General features: G+C 49.7%; 19 protein-coding genes, 4 tRNA genes and 2 pseudogenes. 21 read left to right on the top strand and 4 right to left on the bottom strand.

Features of this window, described 5'->3' with window-relative positions; genetic code table 11:
- Window positions 1-533: 533 nt before the first annotated feature.
- Window positions 534-1,016 (top strand): annotated as a pseudogene (locus tag ABRZ28_RS18580) (winged helix-turn-helix domain-containing protein); the annotation flags it as partial.
- A gap of 179 nt (window positions 1,017-1,195) precedes the next feature.
- Here the strand turns inward: ABRZ28_RS18580 and ABRZ28_RS18575 are convergent.
- Together ABRZ28_RS18575 and ABRZ28_RS18570 are read right to left on the bottom strand one after the other, a co-directional pair.
- The gene (locus ABRZ28_RS18575; RefSeq protein WP_319605529.1) at window positions 1,196-1,780 is read right to left on the bottom strand and encodes a Fic/DOC family protein; all 585 of its coding nucleotides are present in this window, start codon (window positions 1,778-1,780) and stop codon (window positions 1,196-1,198) included.
- A complete protein-coding gene (locus ABRZ28_RS18570) occupies window positions 1,773-2,264 on the bottom strand; it encodes a YhfG family protein (protein WP_319605530.1) in 492 nt (163 codons plus the stop codon). The genes ABRZ28_RS18575 and ABRZ28_RS18570 overlap by 8 nt, the downstream gene beginning before the upstream one ends.
- 403 nt (window positions 2,265-2,667) lie before the next feature.
- On the opposite strand from ABRZ28_RS18570, the pseudogene ABRZ28_RS18565 reads away from it, so the two are divergent.
- The 8 genes and pseudogenes from ABRZ28_RS18565 to ABRZ28_RS18530 all read left to right on the top strand — a co-directional run.
- A pseudogene (locus ABRZ28_RS18565) lies at window positions 2,668-2,813 on the top strand (Arm DNA-binding domain-containing protein); the annotation flags it as partial.
- A gap of 498 nt (window positions 2,814-3,311) precedes the next feature.
- The gene (locus ABRZ28_RS18560) at window positions 3,312-3,914 is read left to right on the top strand and encodes a CDP-alcohol phosphatidyltransferase family protein (protein ID WP_319605561.1); all 603 of its coding nucleotides are present in this window, start codon (window positions 3,312-3,314) and stop codon (window positions 3,912-3,914) included.
- On the top strand, window positions 3,907-4,836 hold the full coding sequence (locus ABRZ28_RS18555; RefSeq protein ID WP_319605531.1) for a phosphatidate cytidylyltransferase: 930 nt from the start codon (window positions 3,907-3,909) through the stop codon (window positions 4,834-4,836). Before ABRZ28_RS18560 ends, ABRZ28_RS18555 begins: the two co-directional genes overlap by 8 nt.
- A gap of 9 nt (window positions 4,837-4,845) precedes the next feature.
- Complete coding sequence (locus ABRZ28_RS18550) at window positions 4,846-5,475, top strand: lysophospholipid acyltransferase family protein (RefSeq protein WP_330521102.1); 630 nt, start codon at window positions 4,846-4,848, stop codon at window positions 5,473-5,475.
- Window positions 5,475-7,238, top strand: coding sequence for a bifunctional alpha/beta hydrolase/class I SAM-dependent methyltransferase (locus tag ABRZ28_RS18545; protein ID WP_330521101.1), 1,764 nt, complete (start codon window positions 5,475-5,477; stop codon window positions 7,236-7,238). The genes ABRZ28_RS18550 and ABRZ28_RS18545 overlap by 1 nt, the downstream gene beginning before the upstream one ends.
- Window positions 7,231-8,544, top strand: coding sequence for a phosphatase PAP2/dual specificity phosphatase family protein (locus tag ABRZ28_RS18540; RefSeq protein WP_330521100.1), 1,314 nt, complete (start codon window positions 7,231-7,233; stop codon window positions 8,542-8,544). The genes ABRZ28_RS18545 and ABRZ28_RS18540 overlap by 8 nt, the downstream gene beginning before the upstream one ends.
- Window positions 8,526-8,912 carry a hypothetical protein gene (locus ABRZ28_RS18535; RefSeq protein WP_330521099.1) on the top strand — a complete coding sequence of 129 codons (387 nt, stop codon included), beginning with the start codon at window positions 8,526-8,528 and terminating at the stop codon, window positions 8,910-8,912. Before ABRZ28_RS18540 ends, ABRZ28_RS18535 begins: the two co-directional genes overlap by 19 nt.
- 76 nt (window positions 8,913-8,988) lie before the next feature.
- Window positions 8,989-9,540, top strand: coding sequence for a nucleotidyltransferase family protein (locus tag ABRZ28_RS18530; RefSeq protein ID WP_330521098.1), 552 nt, complete (start codon window positions 8,989-8,991; stop codon window positions 9,538-9,540).
- 173 nt (window positions 9,541-9,713) lie between these two features.
- Here ABRZ28_RS18530 and ABRZ28_RS18525 read toward each other — a convergent pair whose 3' ends face one another.
- Both ABRZ28_RS18525 and ABRZ28_RS18520 read right to left on the bottom strand, forming a co-directional pair.
- The gene (locus ABRZ28_RS18525) at window positions 9,714-10,388 is read right to left on the bottom strand and encodes a MarC family NAAT transporter (protein WP_319605537.1); all 675 of its coding nucleotides are present in this window, start codon (window positions 10,386-10,388) and stop codon (window positions 9,714-9,716) included.
- 103 nt (window positions 10,389-10,491) lie between these two features.
- A complete protein-coding gene (locus ABRZ28_RS18520; RefSeq protein ID WP_330521097.1) occupies window positions 10,492-10,986 on the bottom strand; it encodes an SRPBCC family protein in 495 nt (164 codons plus the stop codon).
- 210 nt (window positions 10,987-11,196) lie between these two features.
- On the opposite strand from ABRZ28_RS18520, the gene pncC reads away from it, so the two are divergent.
- The 12 genes from pncC to gshA all read left to right on the top strand — a co-directional run bounded on the left by pncC (window position 11,197) and on the right by gshA (window position 20,582).
- The gene (gene pncC, locus ABRZ28_RS18515; RefSeq protein ID WP_319605538.1) at window positions 11,197-11,691 is read left to right on the top strand and encodes a nicotinamide-nucleotide amidase; all 495 of its coding nucleotides are present in this window, start codon (window positions 11,197-11,199) and stop codon (window positions 11,689-11,691) included.
- Window positions 11,692-11,796: 105 nt separating this feature from the next.
- Window positions 11,797-12,867: a recombinase RecA gene (gene recA / locus ABRZ28_RS18510; RefSeq protein ID WP_319605539.1), complete on the top strand. Its 1,071-nt coding sequence runs from the start codon at window positions 11,797-11,799 to the stop codon at window positions 12,865-12,867.
- A gap of 45 nt (window positions 12,868-12,912) precedes the next feature.
- Window positions 12,913-13,401 (top strand): recombination regulator RecX, encoded by a 489-nt coding sequence (recX, locus tag ABRZ28_RS18505; RefSeq protein ID WP_330521096.1) that lies wholly within the window; start codon window positions 12,913-12,915, stop codon window positions 13,399-13,401.
- Between the two features lie 137 nt (window positions 13,402-13,538).
- Window positions 13,539-16,166, top strand: a complete 2,628-nt coding sequence (alaS, locus tag ABRZ28_RS18500; protein ID WP_330521095.1) for an alanine--tRNA ligase — start codon at window positions 13,539-13,541, stop codon at window positions 16,164-16,166.
- A 320-nt stretch (window positions 16,167-16,486) separates the two neighbouring features.
- On the top strand, window positions 16,487-16,672 hold the full coding sequence (gene csrA / locus ABRZ28_RS18495; RefSeq protein ID WP_048637755.1) for a carbon storage regulator CsrA: 186 nt from the start codon (window positions 16,487-16,489) through the stop codon (window positions 16,670-16,672).
- 305 nt (window positions 16,673-16,977) lie between these two features.
- Window positions 16,978-17,070, top strand: a tRNA-Ser gene (locus ABRZ28_RS18490).
- 8 nt (window positions 17,071-17,078) lie between these two features.
- Window positions 17,079-17,155: transfer RNA gene (locus tag ABRZ28_RS18485), tRNA-Arg, on the top strand.
- 217 nt (window positions 17,156-17,372) lie between these two features.
- A tRNA-Arg gene (locus tag ABRZ28_RS18480) sits at window positions 17,373-17,449 on the top strand.
- 72 nt (window positions 17,450-17,521) lie between these two features.
- Window positions 17,522-17,598, top strand: a tRNA-Arg gene (locus tag ABRZ28_RS18475).
- 360 nt (window positions 17,599-17,958) lie between these two features.
- On the top strand, window positions 17,959-18,525 hold the full coding sequence (gene yqaB / locus ABRZ28_RS18470; RefSeq protein ID WP_319605563.1) for a fructose-1-phosphate/6-phosphogluconate phosphatase: 567 nt from the start codon (window positions 17,959-17,961) through the stop codon (window positions 18,523-18,525).
- Window positions 18,522-18,950, top strand: coding sequence for a YqaA family protein (locus ABRZ28_RS18465; protein ID WP_319605542.1), 429 nt, complete (start codon window positions 18,522-18,524; stop codon window positions 18,948-18,950). The genes yqaB and ABRZ28_RS18465 overlap by 4 nt, the downstream gene beginning before the upstream one ends.
- A 78-nt stretch (window positions 18,951-19,028) precedes the next feature.
- Window positions 19,029-20,582: a glutamate--cysteine ligase gene (gshA, locus tag ABRZ28_RS18460; RefSeq protein WP_330521094.1), complete on the top strand. Its 1,554-nt coding sequence runs from the start codon at window positions 19,029-19,031 to the stop codon at window positions 20,580-20,582.
- Window positions 20,583-20,716: the final 134 nt, after the last annotated feature.

Below are 20,716 nucleotides of genomic sequence, written 5' to 3'. Positions count from 1 at the left end.
TTTTCTCAGTGATTCTTTCAGTAACAGTTGCCGCTGTGGTTAATAGTGGCAATTGGGATGTTAACTCATAGCGGCGTGTCGTTTCGAGGCTCAAACACGTACAAAGTGTGAACCGTCGCATCGTTCCACCAACAACTTGAAGCCGATGACGTCGCCAGCGTCTCTAATCTTTTCCCAGACCCCTTGTCAATGTGGCTCGCGCTTCGTGCTGCGCTCCATGATGCAACACGTCGCGATGACGTTGCAGCGAATAAACAGGCGTTAATGTTGGGAAGACTAACCGGATCGGGAAAGAATCCGGCTCTGCCCCGGTTTCAGCCACCGGATCACAACGGCTACCTGATAAGAGGCCATGACAAGGCATCATCATTCCCGTGAGGGGATCACATATGGCTCGTTCATCCCTGTGAAGGGCTAACTGCTAACTGCTAACTGCTAACTGCTAACTGCTAACTGCTAACTGCTAACTGCTAACTGCTAACTGCTAACTGCTAACTGCTAACTGCTAACTGCGGATGTCGCTACGCTCCACCTTCGATACCGTCAGCGGGGCGTTTAAACCCCATCGCCGCGAGCACTGGCTGCATACCGTCAACGACGTGGACTACACGCCGTTTAAGGCCGGGGAAAACCTTGCCGACAACGCCCCGCACTTCTGGCGCTGGCTGACCCGTGCGGCAGGGAACAACGCGGATAAACAGGCGCGTATTCTGGCCGAAATTGCCACTATGCTGGCCGGGGAGGACAACACCACGGCAGAGACCATCAACAACGCTAACATCACGCCGCGTAACCCGCGAAAATACCTGTACCACGCCTACCTGTCGTTTATGGAGTCACACGGCCATCAAAAACCCATCAGTCTGACGGCTTTTGGCAAGGTGCTGCCTAATATGATGTCGGAATACGGGCAGGTGTACCTCAAGGGCAGAACCAAACAGGGCAGACAGACTAACCTTGAGCTGAAAGATGAATCGGATGCCGACTGGCTGCCCAAGTGTGAGGTGGCGAGATAGACGCCAGCAACGATACAACCGGCTCCGGCCGGTTTTTTTACGCCAAAAAACGTCAAAGGGTGACGAGTTACTCATCACCTGTTCACCGACTCATCACCCATTAATTTATTGATTAGTAAAAATAAAAATCCGTGGTGAAGAGGGTGATCAGTTTTGTGAAAAATCTTTTTATTGGGAGGTCAAAGAATACTTTTCTCAAAAATATCGGCTAATGGCCGAGTATTGCCGTGGTATCCGGCCACGTTAGCCGCTAACCATTCTTGAACGCCGATCTTTTCAAAAGAGACACCATAGCCACAGTTGATAATTATATGCTCGAACAATAAACGCTGAGAACGTCCATTACCTTCCCGAAACGGGTGAATTACATTCAAATCTGAATAGTATTCTGCTAACTGAGTTATCAGAGCCGGACACTCAAGGCCTTGTAAAAAATCATTATTGGATAGCTGTGTAAAAATTTTATTGGCTTCAATTGCAATACGGGATACGGTGCAAAAACGTGTCTGGCCTTTAGAAATATCGATATGCCGTATTTCTCCTGCCCAATCGAATAAATCCCCGAATATTTTCCCATGCAGCCTGCACCAGTAATGCAGGTCGTAAGGTGGTTCTTCAAATTCAATATCGAGAACGGCCAGTTCGGATAACTGACGCTCCGCATAGTCGAATTTACTGTTATCGTTGATGCCGAGCTTGTTTATCAGAACATCGCTATCGGGGTAGGTGTAAGGATCTTGCCCTGAGCCGTATTTATCAGACATAACCACTCGCCTTATACATGGCAATCAGGTTTTTTCTCAGCGCTTCCCTTTCCTGTTTGTCTGCGGGAAGCGGCGTATCCTCAACGCTGAATCCTTCAAGACGCATACTGTCCCGGTAGTTTTTGAGTTTCACCTGATTGTAGTAATCGCGCTTTTCTTCCAGTGTCACCATACGTGGGGAGCGCGTTTTGTTTGGCAACGTTTTTGGCGCTATTTTCCGATGTTGCTTGAATATCAACAGGTCGGTATTTTTAAGTTTCTCAACCAGCCGTTCCCCGTCACCGAACACACCCCATGACGAGATAGACAGGGCTTGCCGTTTGCCACTTTTTACACGAGTAATGCTGATATCCATCGTTGACTGGAGCGTGCTTAACACTTCCTGTACTTTTCTTTCAGAGATACCTGTAGCGGTTACGATAGAGTGCGTATTAGGGGAATCCTCTTGTACCAGAGCCGCGAGTACCGCCATTTCATATCGCATGTGCTTTCACCTTTAATCCGCATATATATGCGATAAAGAGTACCACAATCACGGCCTGGGCGTACCTTACCTGCAAGGGTGGTGAGTTACTCATCACCTGTTCATTGGCTGCTCACCACTTAACTCGCTAAAAATAAAGATAAAAAATACAAGGTGAAGAGGGTGAACAGTTTTTAGAAAAATAATTTTATTGGGGAAGCGTCATATTGCCTACTTGAGATTTTGTATCCACTTTAACGGGGCTCAAGCGCCGATGTGTATAAATGAATTTTTAATAACTAAATATATTTATTAAAAACAATTATTTATGGTGTTGCGTTTGACTACTATTGTCTGAAATCTACGGTGATTTGGGGGTGTCAATGGGGGCATGTCGTGTTCGGTCTAGAGGAGATACCCCCGGATGAAGCTCAATGCCAGACAAGTCGAGACTGCCAAGCCTAAAGATAAACCCTACAAGTTAGCGGATGGTGGGGCATGTATCTGGAGGTGTTCCCAAACGGCACTAAAAGCTGGCGCATGAAATACCGTATCGCAGGTAAAGAAAAACGTGCTCAGCGCTTTGACCGGGTATTCATGGACTGAGACGACTAAGGGCGTGCGTTTTTTTGAAGGCTTTCAATAGCTGCGTCGTGTTGGCTTTTGGTGTTGTAGTGAGTGTCATCCGGGGCGTAGTCTGTCGATTAAAATCAACATTCACGACGGATTATGTTTCTCTGGCCATCCCGCAAAAAATTGATCCACATCACCGCATTTATTCTTATTTATCCACAGCGTTTTTGAACGGTTTCACCAAAGTAAGTCGGAAATCATTGTTTGCGAGTAAGATTCGTTACTGGATACACTGGATGACAACCCTTTAATATGAGAACCGAAAAACGCATCCAAAAAGATTCATCCGAGATTCATACTCGATAGATCTATTTTTACAGCGGCGGAAGCTTTTCCATACCAATCTTTTTTAAGTAATATCAGTTGTACTCATGCAACATTGATTCTGAACCCATTCAGGGATGCATTACTTTAAAAAACGACAGGAGCCGTCAAGTGACGTTATATGAGATTAAGCCTAAATTTCAAAACCTATTAAGACCGATAGTCGTCAAACTGCATCGTTGGGGGGTATCAGCAAATCAGGTGACGCTGCTGGCGATGTTGATATCGGTGATTTTGGGGGGATTGTTGATGTTATTCCCCGTGCCTTTCTTTTTTATTTCTCTGCCGATTTATTTATTTTTCCGTATGGCGCTCAACGCGATTGATGGCATGCTGGCGAGAGAGTTTAACCAACAGACAACCTTAGGCGCGATGCTTAATGAAGTAGGCGATATTATTTCAGATGCCGCGCTTTACCTTGCTTTCGCTTTCCTGGCAGGGGTATGGCCCTGGTTGGTGGTTTTGGTTGTTTTGCTCTCCTGGCTGACTGAATTTTGCGGCGTCATCACGCAAACGTTAACGCGTCAAAGAAACTATCGAGGCCCGCTCGGCAAAAGCGATCGTGCATTTCTGTTCGGGGCGTTAGGTCTGGGGATTGCTTTATGGCCGCAGTATGTGGCTGTTGCCAATGCTGTGTTTATTATTGCCGCGGTATTATTGGTTTGGACCTGCATCAACCGTTGCCGTAGCGCATTGGAGGCGGAGCATGTCTGATAGCGCGCAAGCTTTATATTATTGTCTGGGCGGCATTTTCAGTGTCCTGGTACTGGCGACAATCACGATATTCATATTGAAAAAATGTCGACCTCAACGTGACTGGCTTGAGTTGCAGCAGCGCATCAACAGTTGGTGGGTGATTGTTTGTCTGTTTTCTCTGGCGATGCTGTCGCCGAAATGGCTGGCGCTGACCTTCTTCGGATTTATCAGTTTCTTATCCTTAAAAGAATATTTGACGTTGGCCCCCACGCGGCGTTCGGATAATGTCCCCTTGCTATGGATGTATGCCGCTATTCCATTGCAGTACATCTGGATAGGCATGTCCTGGTACGGCATGTTTATTATCTTTATTCCTATTTATGTCTTTTTATTTTTACCCGCTCGAATGGTGATCATTGGCGATACCAAAGGTTTTTTGCATTCGGCGTCGATTATGCACTGGGGCATGATGACGACCGTCTTCGCATTAAGCCACGTCGCTTTTTTGCTGGCGTTGCCGGGAGAGGCGGTTAAGGCAGGCGCGCTGCTGGTTATTTTCCTCGTTGTTCTGACCGAGATAAATGATATCGCTCAGTATCTGTGGGGGAAGTCGCTGGGCAGAATCAAGGTTACGCCGAAAGTCAGCCCCAATAAAACGCTGGCGGGACTGCTCGGCGGGGTATGCACCACAACGCTTCTGGCGACCTTACTGGGGCCGATGCTCACGCAGATGGACTGGGCGCATTCATTAGGCGCGGGCATGCTTATCGGCTTAAGCGGATTTTGCGGCGATGTGGTGATGTCCGCCATCAAGCGGGATTTCGGCGTCAAAGATTCCGGCAAACTGCTGCCCGGTCATGGCGGTATTTTGGATCGTCTGGACTCGCTGATTTATACCGCGCCGCTGTTTTTCCACTTTTATTATTATTTCTATGTCTAAGGAGCGCTGATGAACCGAATGCTGCGCTGGCTGTTTACCTTATGTATCGCTTATCCCGTGGTATGGATTTGGCTTGGGGTTTCCATTTCCAATAGAAAAAAGCTACCGGTCAGCGGTTCGGCGATTATTGTGGCGAACCACAATAGCCATCTGGATGTGCTGACATTATTTACGCTGTTTCCTCTGTCTACTCTTGTTAATGTACAGCCTGTAGCTGCGGCCGATTATTTTCTGAAGAATAAACTGATTGCCTGGTTCGCCCTTAAAGTTATCGGCATCATTCCTGTTTATCGTGGCGCCCATCAGGCGAATCCCTTGCAATCCTGTGTGGATGCATTAGCTGAAAATAAAATAATCATTCTATTTCCCGAGGGAACCCGTGGCGAACCGGGAAAACTCTCGGATATTAAGTCAGGTATCTGGCATTTAAGTCAGCAATGCCCTGAAGTCCCTATCATTCCCGTCTATATGCATGGGTTGGATCGTTCGATGGGGAAAGGCCAAAAAATACCGGTACCGTTTTTTATCGATATTTACATTGATGATCCGTTGTTTTTCGACGCCGACAAAGCGTCTTTTAAAGATAAGTTATTAAACCGCTTTCTTGCATTACAACAACATGCCACAAGGAAAATATGATGAGTCAGGAAACGCGTTTATTTCAGGAAGGGACATTCTTAACCAGTGACGATATATCGCTATATTTTCGTCATTGGCCCGCGATGGAAAGCGATAGCCGTAAAGTGATCGTGTTGTTTCATCGCGGACATGAGCATTCCGGGCGGCTACAGCATGTCGTCGATGAACTGAACATGCCGGACACGCATTTTTATGCCTGGGATGCGCGCGGACATGGAAAGTCTCCCGGCGATCGCGGCTACAGCCCCAGCCTGGCGCGATCCGTGCGGGATGTCGATGAGTTCGTACGCTTTGCGGCGGCGGATGCCAATGTAGGCAGCGAAGATATCATCGTCATTGCACAAAGCGTGGGGGCGGTGCTGGTTGCCGCCTGGGTTCATGATTATGCGCCCAAAATTCGGGGCATGGTGCTGGCGTCGCCGGCGTTTAAGGTCAAACTCTATGTCCCTTTCGCTCGAGCCGGTTTGGGATTATTGCAGCGGATACGCGGCCTGTTTTATGTAAACTCTTACGTGAAAGGGAAGTTTCTCAGTCACGATCCAGCGCGTATCGCCAGCTTTGAACAGGATGAATTAATCACGCGCCAAATCGCCGTCAATATTTTGCTGGATCTCTATAAAACCGCTGAACGTATTGTGTCGGATTCTTCAGCGATAACGTTGCCTACCCAACTGCTTATTTCCGGCGATGACTTCGTGGTACATGCTAAACCGCAAAAGCAATTTTATGCAGGGTTGCGCAGCGCGATAAAAGAACAGCATATTTTACCGGGTTTCTACCATGATACGTTGGGCGAGAAAGACCGCCGTATTGCTTTCGATAAGATGAAGGATTTTATCTCGCGACTTTACGGCAGCGAAGTTTACGCATTTGATTACCGCCATGAAGATCGCTGGAGCCCAAGCGCCGACGCCTATCGTGAATTACAGGCGCCGCCGAAATCACTCTCGCCGGAAGGGCTGTACTACTCCGCGTTGAGCTATGCGATGAACACCCTCGGCCGGCGCTCGACAGGGATGCAACTGGGCTATGATACCGGCTTTGATTCCGGCAGCACGCTTGATTATGTCTATCGCAACGAACCGGAAGGCAAGGGCTTCCTTGGTCGCGTCATTGACCGTAATTATCTTAACAGTATCGGCTGGCGCGGCATTCGGCTACGTAAAGTTCATATACAGCAGATGATCCAACGGGCTTTGGCGACATTGCGCGAAAAAAATATGCCGATTCGCGTTGTCGATATCGCCGCCGGGCACGGCCGCTATGTGTTGGATGCGCTGGAACAACAGTCCGATATTGAATGTATTCTGCTGCGCGATTACAGCGAACTGAATGTGGCGAAAGGTCAGGCCATGATTGAAGCGCGGGGGCTGAGCGGGATTGCGCAGTTCAAGACTGGCAATGCTTTCGACTATGACTCTCTGGCGTCAATTGATCCGGCCCCGACGTTGGGGATTGTTTCCGGCCTGTATGAGCTGTTCCCGGATAATGACTTACTTAGAACTTCTTTGGCCGGGCTTGCGGCGGCGATTCCTCCGGGCGGCGTATTGGTTTACACCGGTCAGCCCTGGCATCCGCAGTTAAAAACCATCGCTTATACCTTAACCAGCCACCAGAACGGCATTCCCTGGATGATGCGGGTTCGCAGCCAGAAAGAGCTGGATACGCTGGTGGAGCAGGCCGGTTTTGAAAAGTGCGGACAGCTTATTGACGAGTACGGGATATTTACCGTGTCGCTGGCGGTGAGAAAACGGCATGACTGAGTCGGCAATCTCACGAAATCCATTCAGCCTCTGGAAACAGGGGCTATGCTGGCTGCTATTGCTGGGGCCGCTGTTTTTTCTGACCTACGGGCAGGTCAACCAATTCACGGCGACGAGGCAGGATGTCGGCTGGATCGTCTTTAGCTGGGAACATGTGATTCCGTTTATTCCGTGGACCATCGTGCCTTACTGGAGTATCGATATTCTGTATGGCATTTCACTGTTTATTTGTACTTCAAAGCAGGAACTGACGCGTCACGGCTACCGGTTGCTGGCGGCATCGCTGACCGCCTGCGCCGTTTTTTTATTATTCCCTTTGAAATTCACTTTTGTTCGCCCGGAAACCGAAGGGATATTCGGTTGGCTGTTTCGTCAGTTGGAGCAATTCGACCTGCCTTACAATCAGGCGCCGTCATTACATATTATTCTCACCTGGCTGCTGTGGTTACGTTTTCGTCAGCATTTGAGCAGAAATGCAAGAATAGTGGCGGGAGGCTGGTTTTTACTGATCGCGGCGTCTGTGCTAACCACATGGCAACACCATTTTATCGACGTATTCAGCGGTTTTATCGCGGCGGTTTTGATTAGCTACGCCATTCCGATCGCGGGGAAATGGCGCTGGCGGCGCCCATCCTCTCACTCTGTCCGCCTGTCTTTAAAATATGCGGGCGGCGGCGTTATGCTTCTGCTTGCCGGCTTCATCATGCCTTATGGCGAGATATTGTTATGGCCGGCGATATCACTGTTTCTGGTCGCTGCCGGTTATGCGGGATTAGGCGTTGCGGTTTTCCAAAAAAACGCGCAAGGGAAATTATCGCTTTCCGCCCGGATCCTGTTGTGGCCTTATTTAGCGGGCGCCAGATTATCCATGCGCTGGTTTTCTCGCGCCATCCCTAAAACGTCTGCGATTTGCGACGGGCTCTATCTCGGCGGTTTCCCTGAGGCTGCGGTGCAGCAAAGCGCCATCCTGGATTTGACGGCTGAGTTTCATCAAGGGACTCGCCATCCCTGGTGCGCGTATCCGTTAATGGATTTAGCGGCGCCTGATGCGCGAAGCATTTTGCATGCGCTGGCAAAACTTGGCCGCTTGCGACAAACGCACGATACTGTTCTGGTTTGTTGCGCGCTCGGCTTATCACGTAGCGCGGTTGTCGTCGCGGCCTGGTTGCTGGCCCAGGGGAAAGTCGCCAACGTTAAGCAGGCCGTTGAGCTGATAAGAACTCGGCGTCCGCAGGTAGTGTTAACGCCAGCCCATCTTGCTGTGCTGGAACAATTGCAGGAAACTTTATGCCGAACATCGCGCTGACGAACCGTATCATGCAGATCCATCTTTCAAGTTGGCGTTACTTCGCATTCCTGACGCTGCCGCCTTTAGGCATCGCCTTTAATTCGGCATATTCCCTGCAAAGCGTATTGTTGTTGATTCTGTTTTTCATTAGCCATTATTTTTGCTGGCGCTTGTGGCTTGATGAGCGGCTTTTTTTGTTGCTGGATAATGAAAGCGACCTCGCTTCATTTGACGAGGGAATGGCCTATTTATGGCCGATGAAACAGGATAAAACGCGTACGCTGGCGGAACGTTGGCTGGGCGCGCGCCGGTTATTTCGCCGGACGATGTTTGCCACGCTTGCGTTGTGGGCGGTCGCATTAATCACGTTGTTATATCCGTCTTAGTATGGCTATCCCGCGCGTAAAAGCGACGTTATGCATCATTATTAATCGGGATTGATTGTGTTCCAGGAGCGTGCAGGTGGATTATGAAGCGCAAATTAGATTATGGCTAATGCAAGATGAAATGAGACTTGACGTCATCAAGGCCGTATCCTCGTTAACCCTTTCTGATTGTTGGATCGCCGCCGGGTTTATCCGTAATTTGGTCTGGGATAAATTACATCGTTATTCATATTCCACCCCATTGAATGATATCGATGTTATTTATTACGATGCAGAACAGACGGATAAGTCAGCGGATTTATTTTATGAATCGCAACTACGCGCATTAACAAACGCGTCGCTTGGTTTTTCGGTAAAAAATCAGGCGAGAATGCACGGTAAGTTAAAGAAAACGCAATATAAAAGCACGCTGGAAGCCATGTCATACTGGCCTGAGATCGAGACGGCCGTCGCTGTAAGATGGATAAATGATGATATTCAATTTATTGCGCCGTTCGGTCTTGAGCGTCTATTCAACAAAACAATTACATTTAACGTGAAGAGCAGTTTTGAAGCGTTTAACCAGCGAATAAATAGTAAGGGCTGGCTTGAGACGTGGCCTGATTTAATTATGCATGAGAAAGGGTAGATAAGATCTTTCTCCTCCGTTCAATGATTGAAAATAACGGCACCGGATGATTGCCGCGCGATGATGTGTTCATACGCTAATCCGCCGCTTGAATTCGGATATCATCGGGCGGCTCGCCCCGTACAGCGCAGGAAGGACAAGAAGCCCTTAATGCCGGGGCGTCGGTTCATGCATTAATGAATCTTTGTGGCAATCTCTAATGTGCCATTGATGATGAACTGAACGCCCATGCACACCAACAGAAAACCCATCAGGCGGGAAATGGCCTCGATACCGCTTTTGCCGACAAGCCGCATGATGAATCCTGAGCTTTTCAGGCTCAACCACAAAATCAGGCTGACAATCAGAAACGTCAGCACCGGCGCGACCGTAAGCACCCATGGCGTAATATCTAAACCGCTCTTGATTTGTGATGCGGAGCTGATGATAAGCGCGATGGTACCTGGGCCTGCGGTGCTGGGCATCGCCAACGGAACGAAGGCGATATTGACCGCGCTGGAGGATTCGCTGTTATGGATTTCATCGGCTTTACTTGCCACTTCAGGCGAGTTCTCTGGCTGCTGCTGCGGAAACAGCATGCGAAAGCCGATAAAGGCAACGATCAGTCCGCCAGCGATGCGCAATCCGGGAATAGAAATTCCGAAAGTATTCATGACCAGTTGCCCGCTATAAAAGGCGACGGTCATAATGATGAAAACATACAGGGATGCTTGAAATATCTGTTTGTTCCGTTCGCGGTAGCTCATACTCCCGGCCAGCCCGAGGAACAGCGCCACTGTTGTCAGAGGGTTGGCGAGAGGTAAAATTAATACTAAACCCACTCCGATTGTCTGAATTAACTCCAGCATTTAATCTCCTGTTGGCTATGAACAATGCAAGGCTGGCCTGCAAGTTTCCTTTTCAAGGTAAAGATGGTCTGGCGCTATCTTACTGCAATTGCAGTTGTTTTTTTCAGGCTGTCTCGTCATTTTCCGCCAGGGTTTTAAAGCGGCGGAGCGTTTTTGTCAGCATGTCTTTGGAGAAAATATCAAACATCTGGCTGATTTTTTTCCCCAGCAAACCACCGGGAGGATCAAAGCGAATCATCAATGTCACTTCGGTTCCCAGGCCAGGCTGGGCGGGTTTGAATGATAGTCTGCCTTCATTGGGGATGCGGGCGCCTTCCAGAGAACGCCAATAGATATATTCCCCCGGTTTTTCATCAACAATTCTCGCCCGCCAGTCAATGAGCGCGCCGAAGGGGGTATTCACACGCCAGCGTGAGTCGGTATGGTTGAGAATATCGATGGTGGCGAAATGATTCATCAGAATCGGCAGCGTTTCAGGCTTGCGCCAGAGCGCAAACAACGTTTCAGCAGGTCGATTAATCGTAATGCTGCTACGAATTTCATCCGAGCCGCTATTGCCGCTACCCCCGATATTTTTTAGAAAAGGCGGTCTTAACAAGAGTCCTCCTAATGAATTTTTGGTCCGTAGAGCATCTTTAACGCCATTGTGACTAATATTGACCATTAAGCAAAGTCGGAAGACGGCATGAGGTCTATGCAACATGCGCGATTTTCCTGCAATGGGGTTCGCAACTCTGATGGCAAGACCTCTTTCTCCGGGGAAAAGTGTTACCCTGACTTATCTATGCCTGATTAGGATGATGGAGCAATGACGGAAACTGATATTTCACGATTAAGCGGTCTGGTCGGCGATCGGCTGAAGGCCCGCGGCGCCAAGATGACCTGCGCGGAGTCCTGTACCGGCGGATGGCTGGCGAAGGCCATCACCGATGTGGCCGGTAGCTCCGGCTGGTTTGATTACGGGTTTGTCACCTACAGCAATCAGGCCAAACAGGTGCTGGTCGGCGTGAATGAAAAGACGTTGGCTGACTACGGCGCCGTAAGTTCGGAGGTCGTGCGGGAAATGGCCGCCGGCGCGTTGACCGTCGCCGGGGCGGATTTCGCCGTCTCTGTCAGCGGTATCGCCGGGCCGGATGGCGGAACGGATGAAAAACCCGTCGGCACCGTCTGGTTCGGATTTACTGATAACCAGGGGCGGGCCTTTACGCGCAAAGCGTTATTCAGCGGAGACAGGCACGCCGTGCGTTTGCAGTCGGTCCATTTTGCGTTGCAAACGCTATTGGATGAGTTTCTGCAAAAATAATCTTGATGCTGTATGCGTATACAGTATAATGTCGACAATTACTCGGTAATCCATGACTAAACGGCCGGTAGAGAGACAGCTTTACGCCGTATGACAGGAGCAGAAATGGCTATTGATGAGAACAAACAAAAGGCACTGGCAGCAGCGCTGGGTCAGATTGAAAAACAATTTGGTAAAGGTTCTATCATGCGTTTGGGCGAAGATCGCTCAATGGATGTTGAAACCATTTCTACCGGCTCCCTGTCTCTTGATATTGCATTAGGAGCCGGCGGTTTGCCGATGGGACGCATCGTCGAGATTTACGGCCCGGAGTCCTCGGGTAAAACAACGCTGACGTTGCAGGTGATTGCAGCGGCTCAGCGTGAAGGCAAAACCTGCGCCTTTATCGATGCGGAGCACGCGCTGGATCCGATTTACGCCAAGAAACTGGGCGTCGATATCGATAATCTGCTGTGTTCTCAGCCGGATACCGGCGAGCAGGCGTTGGAGATCTGCGACGCGCTGACACGCTCCGGCGCGGTTGACGTCATCATTGTCGACTCCGTCGCCGCATTGACGCCGAAAGCTGAAATCGAAGGTGAGATCGGTGATTCGCACATGGGACTGGCTGCGCGTATGATGAGCCAGGCGATGCGTAAATTAGCCGGCAACCTGAAACAGGCCAATACGCTGTTGATTTTCATCAACCAGATTCGTATGAAGATTGGCGTGATGTTCGGTAACCCGGAAACGACGACGGGGGGTAACGCGCTGAAATTCTACGCGTCGGTTCGTTTGGACATTCGCCGTATAGGTTCGATCAAAGACGGCGACGAAGTCGTCGGTAGCGAAACCCGCGTTAAGGTCGTGAAAAACAAAGTGGCCGCGCCTTTCAAGCAGGCCGAATTCCAGATTTTGTACGGTGAAGGGATTAACATCTACGGCGAGCTTGTCGATCTGGGCGTTAAGCATAAGCTGATTGAGAAAGCGGGCGCCTGGTACAGCTACAACGGCGACAAGATTGGACAGGGTAAAGCCAATGCGTGCAATTATCTGAAGGAAAATCCTGCTATTGCGGATGAACTGGATAAAAAACTGCGTGGAATGCTGCTGCATAAGAGCAGCGATTTATCCCCGGCGATTGATGGCGATGCTTTTGATGAAGTCGCCGTCGGCGAAGGCGATAAAGAGTTTTAATGTTGGTTAAGTTGTTTACCGCAACGGTGTTCATCGGGTTTGTGAATGAGTAAACCATTACGTTATGCGATGAATGTGCTTTCCGTCCGCGACCATAGTGAAGTTGAAATACGCCGCAAGCTTGCGGCGTATTTGCAAAAAGCGATCACTGCGGAGCCAGAGAGTGATGAAATGGCGGACGGCGCTGCTGCGGAGGAAATCGAATCTGCTATCGCTTATTGTACGGAGCACGGCTGGCTGGATGATGAGCGCTATGCTCGTCGTTATATCGGTAGCCGTAGTCGTAAAGGCTATGGCGCCCAGCGTATCAAAGCAGAGTTAGGTCAGAAGGGCATCGATAAGACGACGATCGCTGTTGCATTAAACGAATGTGATATTGACTGGTTCGAACTGGCTAAAGTCGCAGCAGAAAGAAAATTCGGGCCTCTCCTGCCTGTCGAATGGAAAGAAAAAGCAAAACTTCAACGATATTTGCAATATCGCGGCTTTTCCCATGAAGAAATCAACTCCATTTACACTAATTTTTCAGATTGAATGCATACGGGATTTTACTTCCCATCGAAGAAAATTTATCTTATTCCCACTTTTTGTTCGTGAGTTGCACGGTAGCGTCAGCATGCTGCACTAACCTTGCCCACGATCTGTTCTTTTAGTTTGATTCCAGGACAATTATGAGCAAGAGCACCGCTGAGATCCGTCAAGCGTTTCTCGATTTTTTCCACAGTAAGGGACATCAGGTTGTTGCTAGCAGCTCTCTGGTGCCGAATAACGATCCAACGTTGCTATTCACCAACGCGGGTATGAACCAGTTTAAAGACGTGTTTCTTGGGCTGGATAAACGTAGTTACTCACGGGCGACTACGTCGCAACGCTGCGTGCGCGCCGGGGGTAAACATAATGACTTGGAAAACGTCGGCTATACCGCTCGTCACCATACCTTCTTTGAAATGTTGGGTAACTTCAGCTTCGGCGATTATTTTAAGCGCGATGCTATCCACAATGCATGGGAACTGCTGACAGATCCCAAATGGTTTAATCTGCCGAAAGAGAAATTGTGGGTAACGGTATACGCCACCGATGATGAAGCCTATGACATTTGGGCCAACGAAATCGGCGTTCCTCATGAACGTATTATCCGCATTGGGGATAATAAGGGCGCGCCCTATGCTTCAGATAACTTCTGGCAGATGGGCGACACCGGCCCTTGCGGCCCGTGTAGCGAGATTTTCTACGACCACGGCGAGCATATCGCGGGAGGGCCGCCGGGAAGTCCGGACGAGGATGGCGATCGCTATATAGAAATCTGGAACCTCGTCTTTATGCAGTTCAATCGTCAGGCCGATGGCACGTTGCTGCCGCTACCCAAGCCCTCCGTGGATACCGGCATGGGTTTAGAGCGTATTTCCGCGGTGTTGCAACATGTGAACTCCAACTATGAAATTGATTTGTTCAAAACGCTGATCGCCGCCGTTGCCAAAGCGGTGGGAACAACTGACCTGGACAACAAGTCGCTACGCGTTATTGCCGACCATATCCGTTCTTGCGCGTTCCTGATTTCCGATGGCGTGATGCCGTCAAATGAAAACCGGGGTTACGTTCTGCGTCGTATCATTCGCAGAGCGATTCGACATGGCAATATGCTTGGCGCGACCGATACGTTCTTCTATAAGCTGGTCGCTCCGCTGATTGAAGTGATGGGCTCCGCCGCTGATGAATTAAAGCGCCAGCAGACGATGGTTGAGCAAGCGCTGAAGACGGAAGAAGAGCAGTTCGCTCGTACGCTGGAGCGCGGCCTGGCCCTGCTGGATGAAGAAATCAAAGCGCTGAAAGGGGATACGCTGGACGGAGAAACCGCTTTCCGTCTGTATGATACCTATGGTTTCCCGCTTGACCTGACGGCCGATGTTTGTCGTGAACGTGGTCTGAAAGTCGATGAAGAAGGGTTTGAGCGCGCCATGGATGCGCAGCGCGCGCGCGCGCGCGAGGCCAGTGGCTTTGGGGTCGATTACAATAATCTTGTGCGCGTCGATGTGAAGACGCCGTTCTCCGGCTATGAACAAAACCAGCAACAGGCGAAAATCATCGCGCTTTACCATAATGGCAACGCGGTCGATCAGATTAACACGGGCCAGGAGGCCATTGTTATTCTGAATGAAACGCCATTTTATGCCGAGTCCGGCGGTCAGGTAGGCGATCGGGGCGAATTAAAAGGCGCCAACGTTAACTTTGCCGTTGAGGATGCACAGAAATACGGGCAGGCCATCGGTCATATCGGTAAGCTGGTTCAGGGGACGCTGAAGGTCGGTGACAGCGTGGAAGCGGTTATTGATAACGAACGCCGTAATCGCATTCGTCTGAATCATTCCGCTACTCACTTGTTGCATGCCGCGTTGCGTCAGGTTTTGGGCGATCATGTCGCTCAGAAAGGCTCTCTGGTTAATGACAGCTACCTGCGTTTCGACTTCTCGCACGCGGAAGCGATGAAGCCAGAGCAGATTCGCCAGGTGGAAGATATCGTCAATGCGCAGATTCGCCGTAACCTGGCCGTACAGACCGAGGTAATGACATTGTCGGATGCCAGGGAAAAAGGGGCGATGGCGCTCTTTGGCGAGAAGTATGAAGATCACGTCCGGGTTCTTACCATGGGTGATTTTTCCATCGAACTGTGCGGCGGGACTCACGCTGGTCGTACGGGGGATATCGGCCTGTTCCAGATCGTCTCCGAGTCCGGTACGGCGGCCGGCATCCGTCGTATTGAAGCGGTTACCGGGGAAAACGCGCTGTCTGCGTTGCACCGCCAGAGCGACGTCCTACAGGATGTCACTCAGCTTCTAAAAGGTGATAGTAATAATCTGGTTGATAAGGTACGGTCTGTACTTGAGCGTACTCGTCTGCTGGAAAAAGAGCTCCAACAGTTGAAGGCACAGCAGGCCGCGCAGGAAAGCTCCTCGCTTTCAGGCAAAGCGAAAGAGATTAACGGTGCGAAACTGCTGGTCACTGAGTTGGACAATGTTGAGCCTAAAATGCTCCGCACCATGGTGGACGATCTGAAAAACCAATTAGGATCGGCCATTATTGTGCTGGCAACGACGGCGGAAGGTAAGGTCAGTCTCATCTCCGGCGTCACGAAAGATCTGACCGATCGCGTGAAGGCCGGCGAGTTGATTGGTTTTGTCGCTCAGCAGGTAGGCGGTAAAGGCGGCGGGCGTCCTGATATGGCGCAGGCCGGCGGCAGCGATATCGCCGCGTTACCCGCAGCATTGGCCAGCATTGAACCTTGGGTGGCTGATAAGCTATAAATATTAAATCAGAGTGTTATCCTAACAAAACGCCATAACTTCATTGGTTTTGGCGTTTTTGTCTTGCCGAAAAGGCTTCCGGCAAGCAAGATGAATACGAGGCTACTTTCGATGTTAGGAAGTTGAATCGGCTTGCAAGTCTTGTTGTGATAACAAAGGCACAAGCTACTTATATCGACTAAACTAACAGTAGCGACAAACTATGAGTGAGATGGCGAGGGTGATATCCTCCATCTAGGTTTACGTTTTCACGGCACATGATGGATGATGACGGGGAGACAGAGAGACCCGACTCTTTATAATCTTTCAAGGAGCAAAGAATGCTTATTTTGACTCGTCGAGTTGGCGAAACCCTCATGATCGGCGATGAGGTAACGGTTACCGTACTAGGGGTAAAAGGCAATCAGGTGCGTATTGGTGTTAACGCTCCTAAAGATGTTTCTGTCCACCGTGAAGAAATCTATCAGCGAATTCAGGCAGAAAAATCGCAACCGACATCCTATTGATTGACAAAGCGTCTCGCGGAAACGAGACGCTATTGTCGCTTTCCCGTGTTTTTCCCTCTTCGCATGTTTATCAACACGCCCTGGCGCTTTTGATTATCTTTTCTTACGACAAGATAAGCGTCTGTTTTTCTGTTGATAAAATACCCTTTTTGCTGTGAATCTGCTCGTCTTGGGTGCGAATTGCGCAAATAAACATAACTTGGGAAAAAGTATTTGACTTATAAGACCGGGAAAGTAATATGTGCGCCACGCAGTACCGGTGAGGGTCAGCAAGAAACATCTGATGACAATCGCAGGTAAGGTTTGGTGAGGTGGCCGAGAGGCTGAAGGCGCTCCCCTGCTAAGGGAGTATGCGGTCAAAAGCTGCATCGAGGGTTCGAATCCCTCCCTCACCGCCATTTATTTTGCATCCGTAGCTCAGCTGGATAGAGTACTCGGCTACGAACCGAGCGGTCGGAGGTTCGAATCCTCCCGGATGCACCATACTAAGTTGGAATGGCAGCAACCCAGTCTGGTTTGTTTCGCTTTTAGCGGCATATCATGACGAGGGAGGATAACGTCGCTTTAGCAACGGCCCGAAGGGCGAGGCTTTGCCGAGTCATCCTCCCGGATGCACCATATTATAAATGGCAGGTAATAAACGGTATCCCTGATGCCGATAGTGACAAGCAAACACTACGCTATACAAAGAATTATTAATGCATCCGTAGCTCAGCTGGATAGAGTACTCGGCTACGAACCGAGCGGTCGGAGGTTCGAATCCTCCCGGATGCACCATTCTTGAATACCTTGGGTTATCTGGCTTAACCGCCATGCGCTGATTCACTAAACAGACGTTTTCATTCCGATGCATCCGTAGCTCAGCTGGATAGAGTACTCGGCTACGAACCGAGCGGTCGGAGGTTCGAATCCTCCCGGATGCACCATCTTTAATCGGAACAGCAGCACGCCTCGTCTGGTCTATATCTTCTTTTTCCTTTTTTCACTTCTGTATCGAACGGTTACATTTTTCTTCTGCGTTAATCTTGTTGTACATCGCTTAAACATTTCAAGCGTCCGCATATCCTGCGCCATCTGTCCGGCCTACCGGCTTGTGTGTATTACACTTACCTGTGTTATTAACTCCCTATTTTGCGTGATGCCGCGTGGCGTTCACGGCATTCGTGCGGCAAAACTATTATCTGCACGGCTAATGGCATGATTCTTATATGGTTATTGAGTGAGCGACAATGTTTTCACTTTACGCTAAAGTAGATCTCTCTTTTTTCAGTGATCATGGAGTCATGATGTACGATCGCTATCAAGGGCTGATCTTTGATATGGACGGCACCATCCTCGATACGGAACCCACGCATCAGAAAGCATGGCAGCAAGTGCTGGCGGGATATGGGGTTAACTATGATGCCGCTGCGATGACCGCGCTTAACGGTTCGCCCACCTGGCGAATTGCTCAGGCTATTATTAGTCGTCATCAGGTTGATATCGACCCCTACCAACTGGCGGCCGAAAAAGCGGCGGTGGTGGAGGAGATGTTGTTGGATACGGTAAAACCGTTGCCGTTGATCGATATCGTTAAAGACTATCGGGGACGCCGTCCGATGGCGGTTGGCACCGGGAGTACCCATGGTCTGGCTGACAAGCTCCTGAACCACCTTGGTTTACGCGATTATTTTGATGCAATCGTAGGGGCGGATGACGTAGATAATCATAAGCCTTTTCCCGATACCTTTTTACGTTGCGCCGAATTGATCGCCGTCGCGCCGGAAAACTGCGTGGTATTTGAAGATGCGGATTATGGCATTGAAGCTGCCGTAAGGGCAAAAATGGCCGTGGTCGATGTTCGTAAACGGTGAGTGAGTTATGGGCCGCTTTTTCTCTCTTCTGGAGTAGCCTACTGAGTGCGACGTTGTTGCCCGGCAGTTCGGAAGTCGTGCTGGTTTCTTTGTTGGTTTCTGAAAGCGCCAGACCCTTTTTGCTGATTATGGTCGCAACGGTGGGGAATACCCTGGGCGGATTAACCAATGTTTTAATAGGGCGCTTGCTACCTCAACCAAAACAACAGATGGGATATGGTCTGGCTGTACGCTGGTTGCAGCGTTACGGTTCGGCTGCATTGTTATTTAGCTGGGTTCCGGTAGTTGGCGATTTGTTGTGTGTATTGGCGGGTTGGTTACGCATGCCTTGGATGAGCTCGGCGATTTTTATTTGTATTGGCAAAGCGCTGCGCTATATCGTCCTGACAGGGATAACCTTACAAGGCATCGCATGGTGGTCTTAACCGGAAAATGAGGTCTGGTGCGGTTCATCAAGTTTCAATTATGCTTACAAACATTACATTTAACATCGGGAGGTCGATTTGATCCCGGATATATCACAGGCTCTTTCCTGGCTGGAAAATAATCCTCAGGCAGTGAACGGTATCCAGCGTGGAATTGAACGCGAAACTTTGCGCGTTATGGCAGATGGACAGCTTGCCGCAACCAGTCATCCAGAGAAATTAGGTGCGGCATTAACACATCCATGGATTACCACGGATTTTGCTGAAGCATTGTTAGAGTTCATTACGCCGGTCGATAAAGATGTCGATCATCTGCTGGCATTTTTGCGCGATATTCATCGTCACGTCGCTCGTAATTTGGGCGACGAACTGATGTGGCCATTGAGTATGCCGTGCTTTATCGCTAATGAACAAGATATCGAACTGGCGCAATATGGCTCATCCAATATCGGGCGGTTTAAAACCCTTTATCGTGAAGGGCTGAAGAATCGCTATGGCGCGCTGATGCAGACGATTTCCGGCGTACACTATAACTTTTCATTGCCGGTGTCATTCTGGCAAGCCCGAGCCGGCGTCAGCGATATGGAAAGCGGTAAAGCGGAAGTTTCCGCCGGATATTTTCGCCTGATCCGAAATTACTACCGCTTTGGCTGGGTCATTCCGTATTTGTTCGGCGCGTCACCCGCTATTTGTTCTTCCTTCCTGCAAGGCGCCGAAACGTCGTTGCCATTTGAACGTACCGAGAAGGGATTGTGCTATCTGCCCTATGCAACATCTCTGCGCCTGAGCGATCTCGGCTACACTAATAAGTCACAAAGCAATTTGGGCATTACGTTTAACGATTTGAACACCTATGTGGCGGCGCTGAAACAGGCGATCAAAACCCCTTCGGAAGAGTATGCGAAGATTGGGATGAAGAAAGCGGGGCGCTACCTGCAATTAAACACCAACGTATTGCAGATTGAGAATGAGCTTTATGCGCCAATCAGGCCGAAACGTGTGACCCGGGCCGGTGAATCGCCCTCTGACGCCTTGCTGCGCGGCGGGATTGAATATATTGAAGTGCGTTCGCTGGATATCAATCCTTTCTCGCCTACCGGGGTTGATGCCAGTCAGGTGCGTTTCCTCGATTTATTCCTGATCTGGTGCGCATTGGCGGACGCGCCGGAGATGAGTGCGGATGAACTGTTATGCACGCGCAAAAACTGGAATCGGGTGATACTGGAAGGCCGTAAACCGGGGCAGACGATCGGCATGGGCTGTGAAACAGCGCAGCATGCTATTGCCAAGGTCGGGAAATCATTGTTTAACGATTTACGTCGAGTTGCGGAAGTTTTGGATAACGGCAACGCTCAGCCCTATTATCAGCAGGTTTGCGATGAACTGATTATTGGTTTTGACGATCCGGAAAGCACCTTCTCTGGTCGCTTGCTGAACTTGATGAAAGAGGGCGGTAATCGCGGGGTCGGACTTCATCTGGCGGAAGAATATCGTAAGATGCTGTGCGATGAACCGTTGCAGGTATTGACAGAAGAACAGCTGGCGGCGGAAAGTGAACGCTCATGGCGACGTCAGCGGCAGATCGAAGCAGATGATAAGATAAGTTTTGAAGCGTACCTGGCGGCGCAATAAAAAAGAAAAGGCCACATATCAATGTGGCCAAATGAACATCTCGAATAGGGATGATGATGATAAATGCGCGTCTTTCAAGTATTCAGACTTGCATGAAAAAGAAAAGTTCCCGGAAATGAGAAAAAATGAATTTT

The organism is Brenneria sp. g21c3 (assembly GCF_040240345.1).
Classification (GTDB): domain Bacteria; phylum Pseudomonadota; class Gammaproteobacteria; order Enterobacterales; family Enterobacteriaceae; genus Brenneria.
This window is presented reverse-complemented; position numbering and strand designations above follow the sequence as displayed.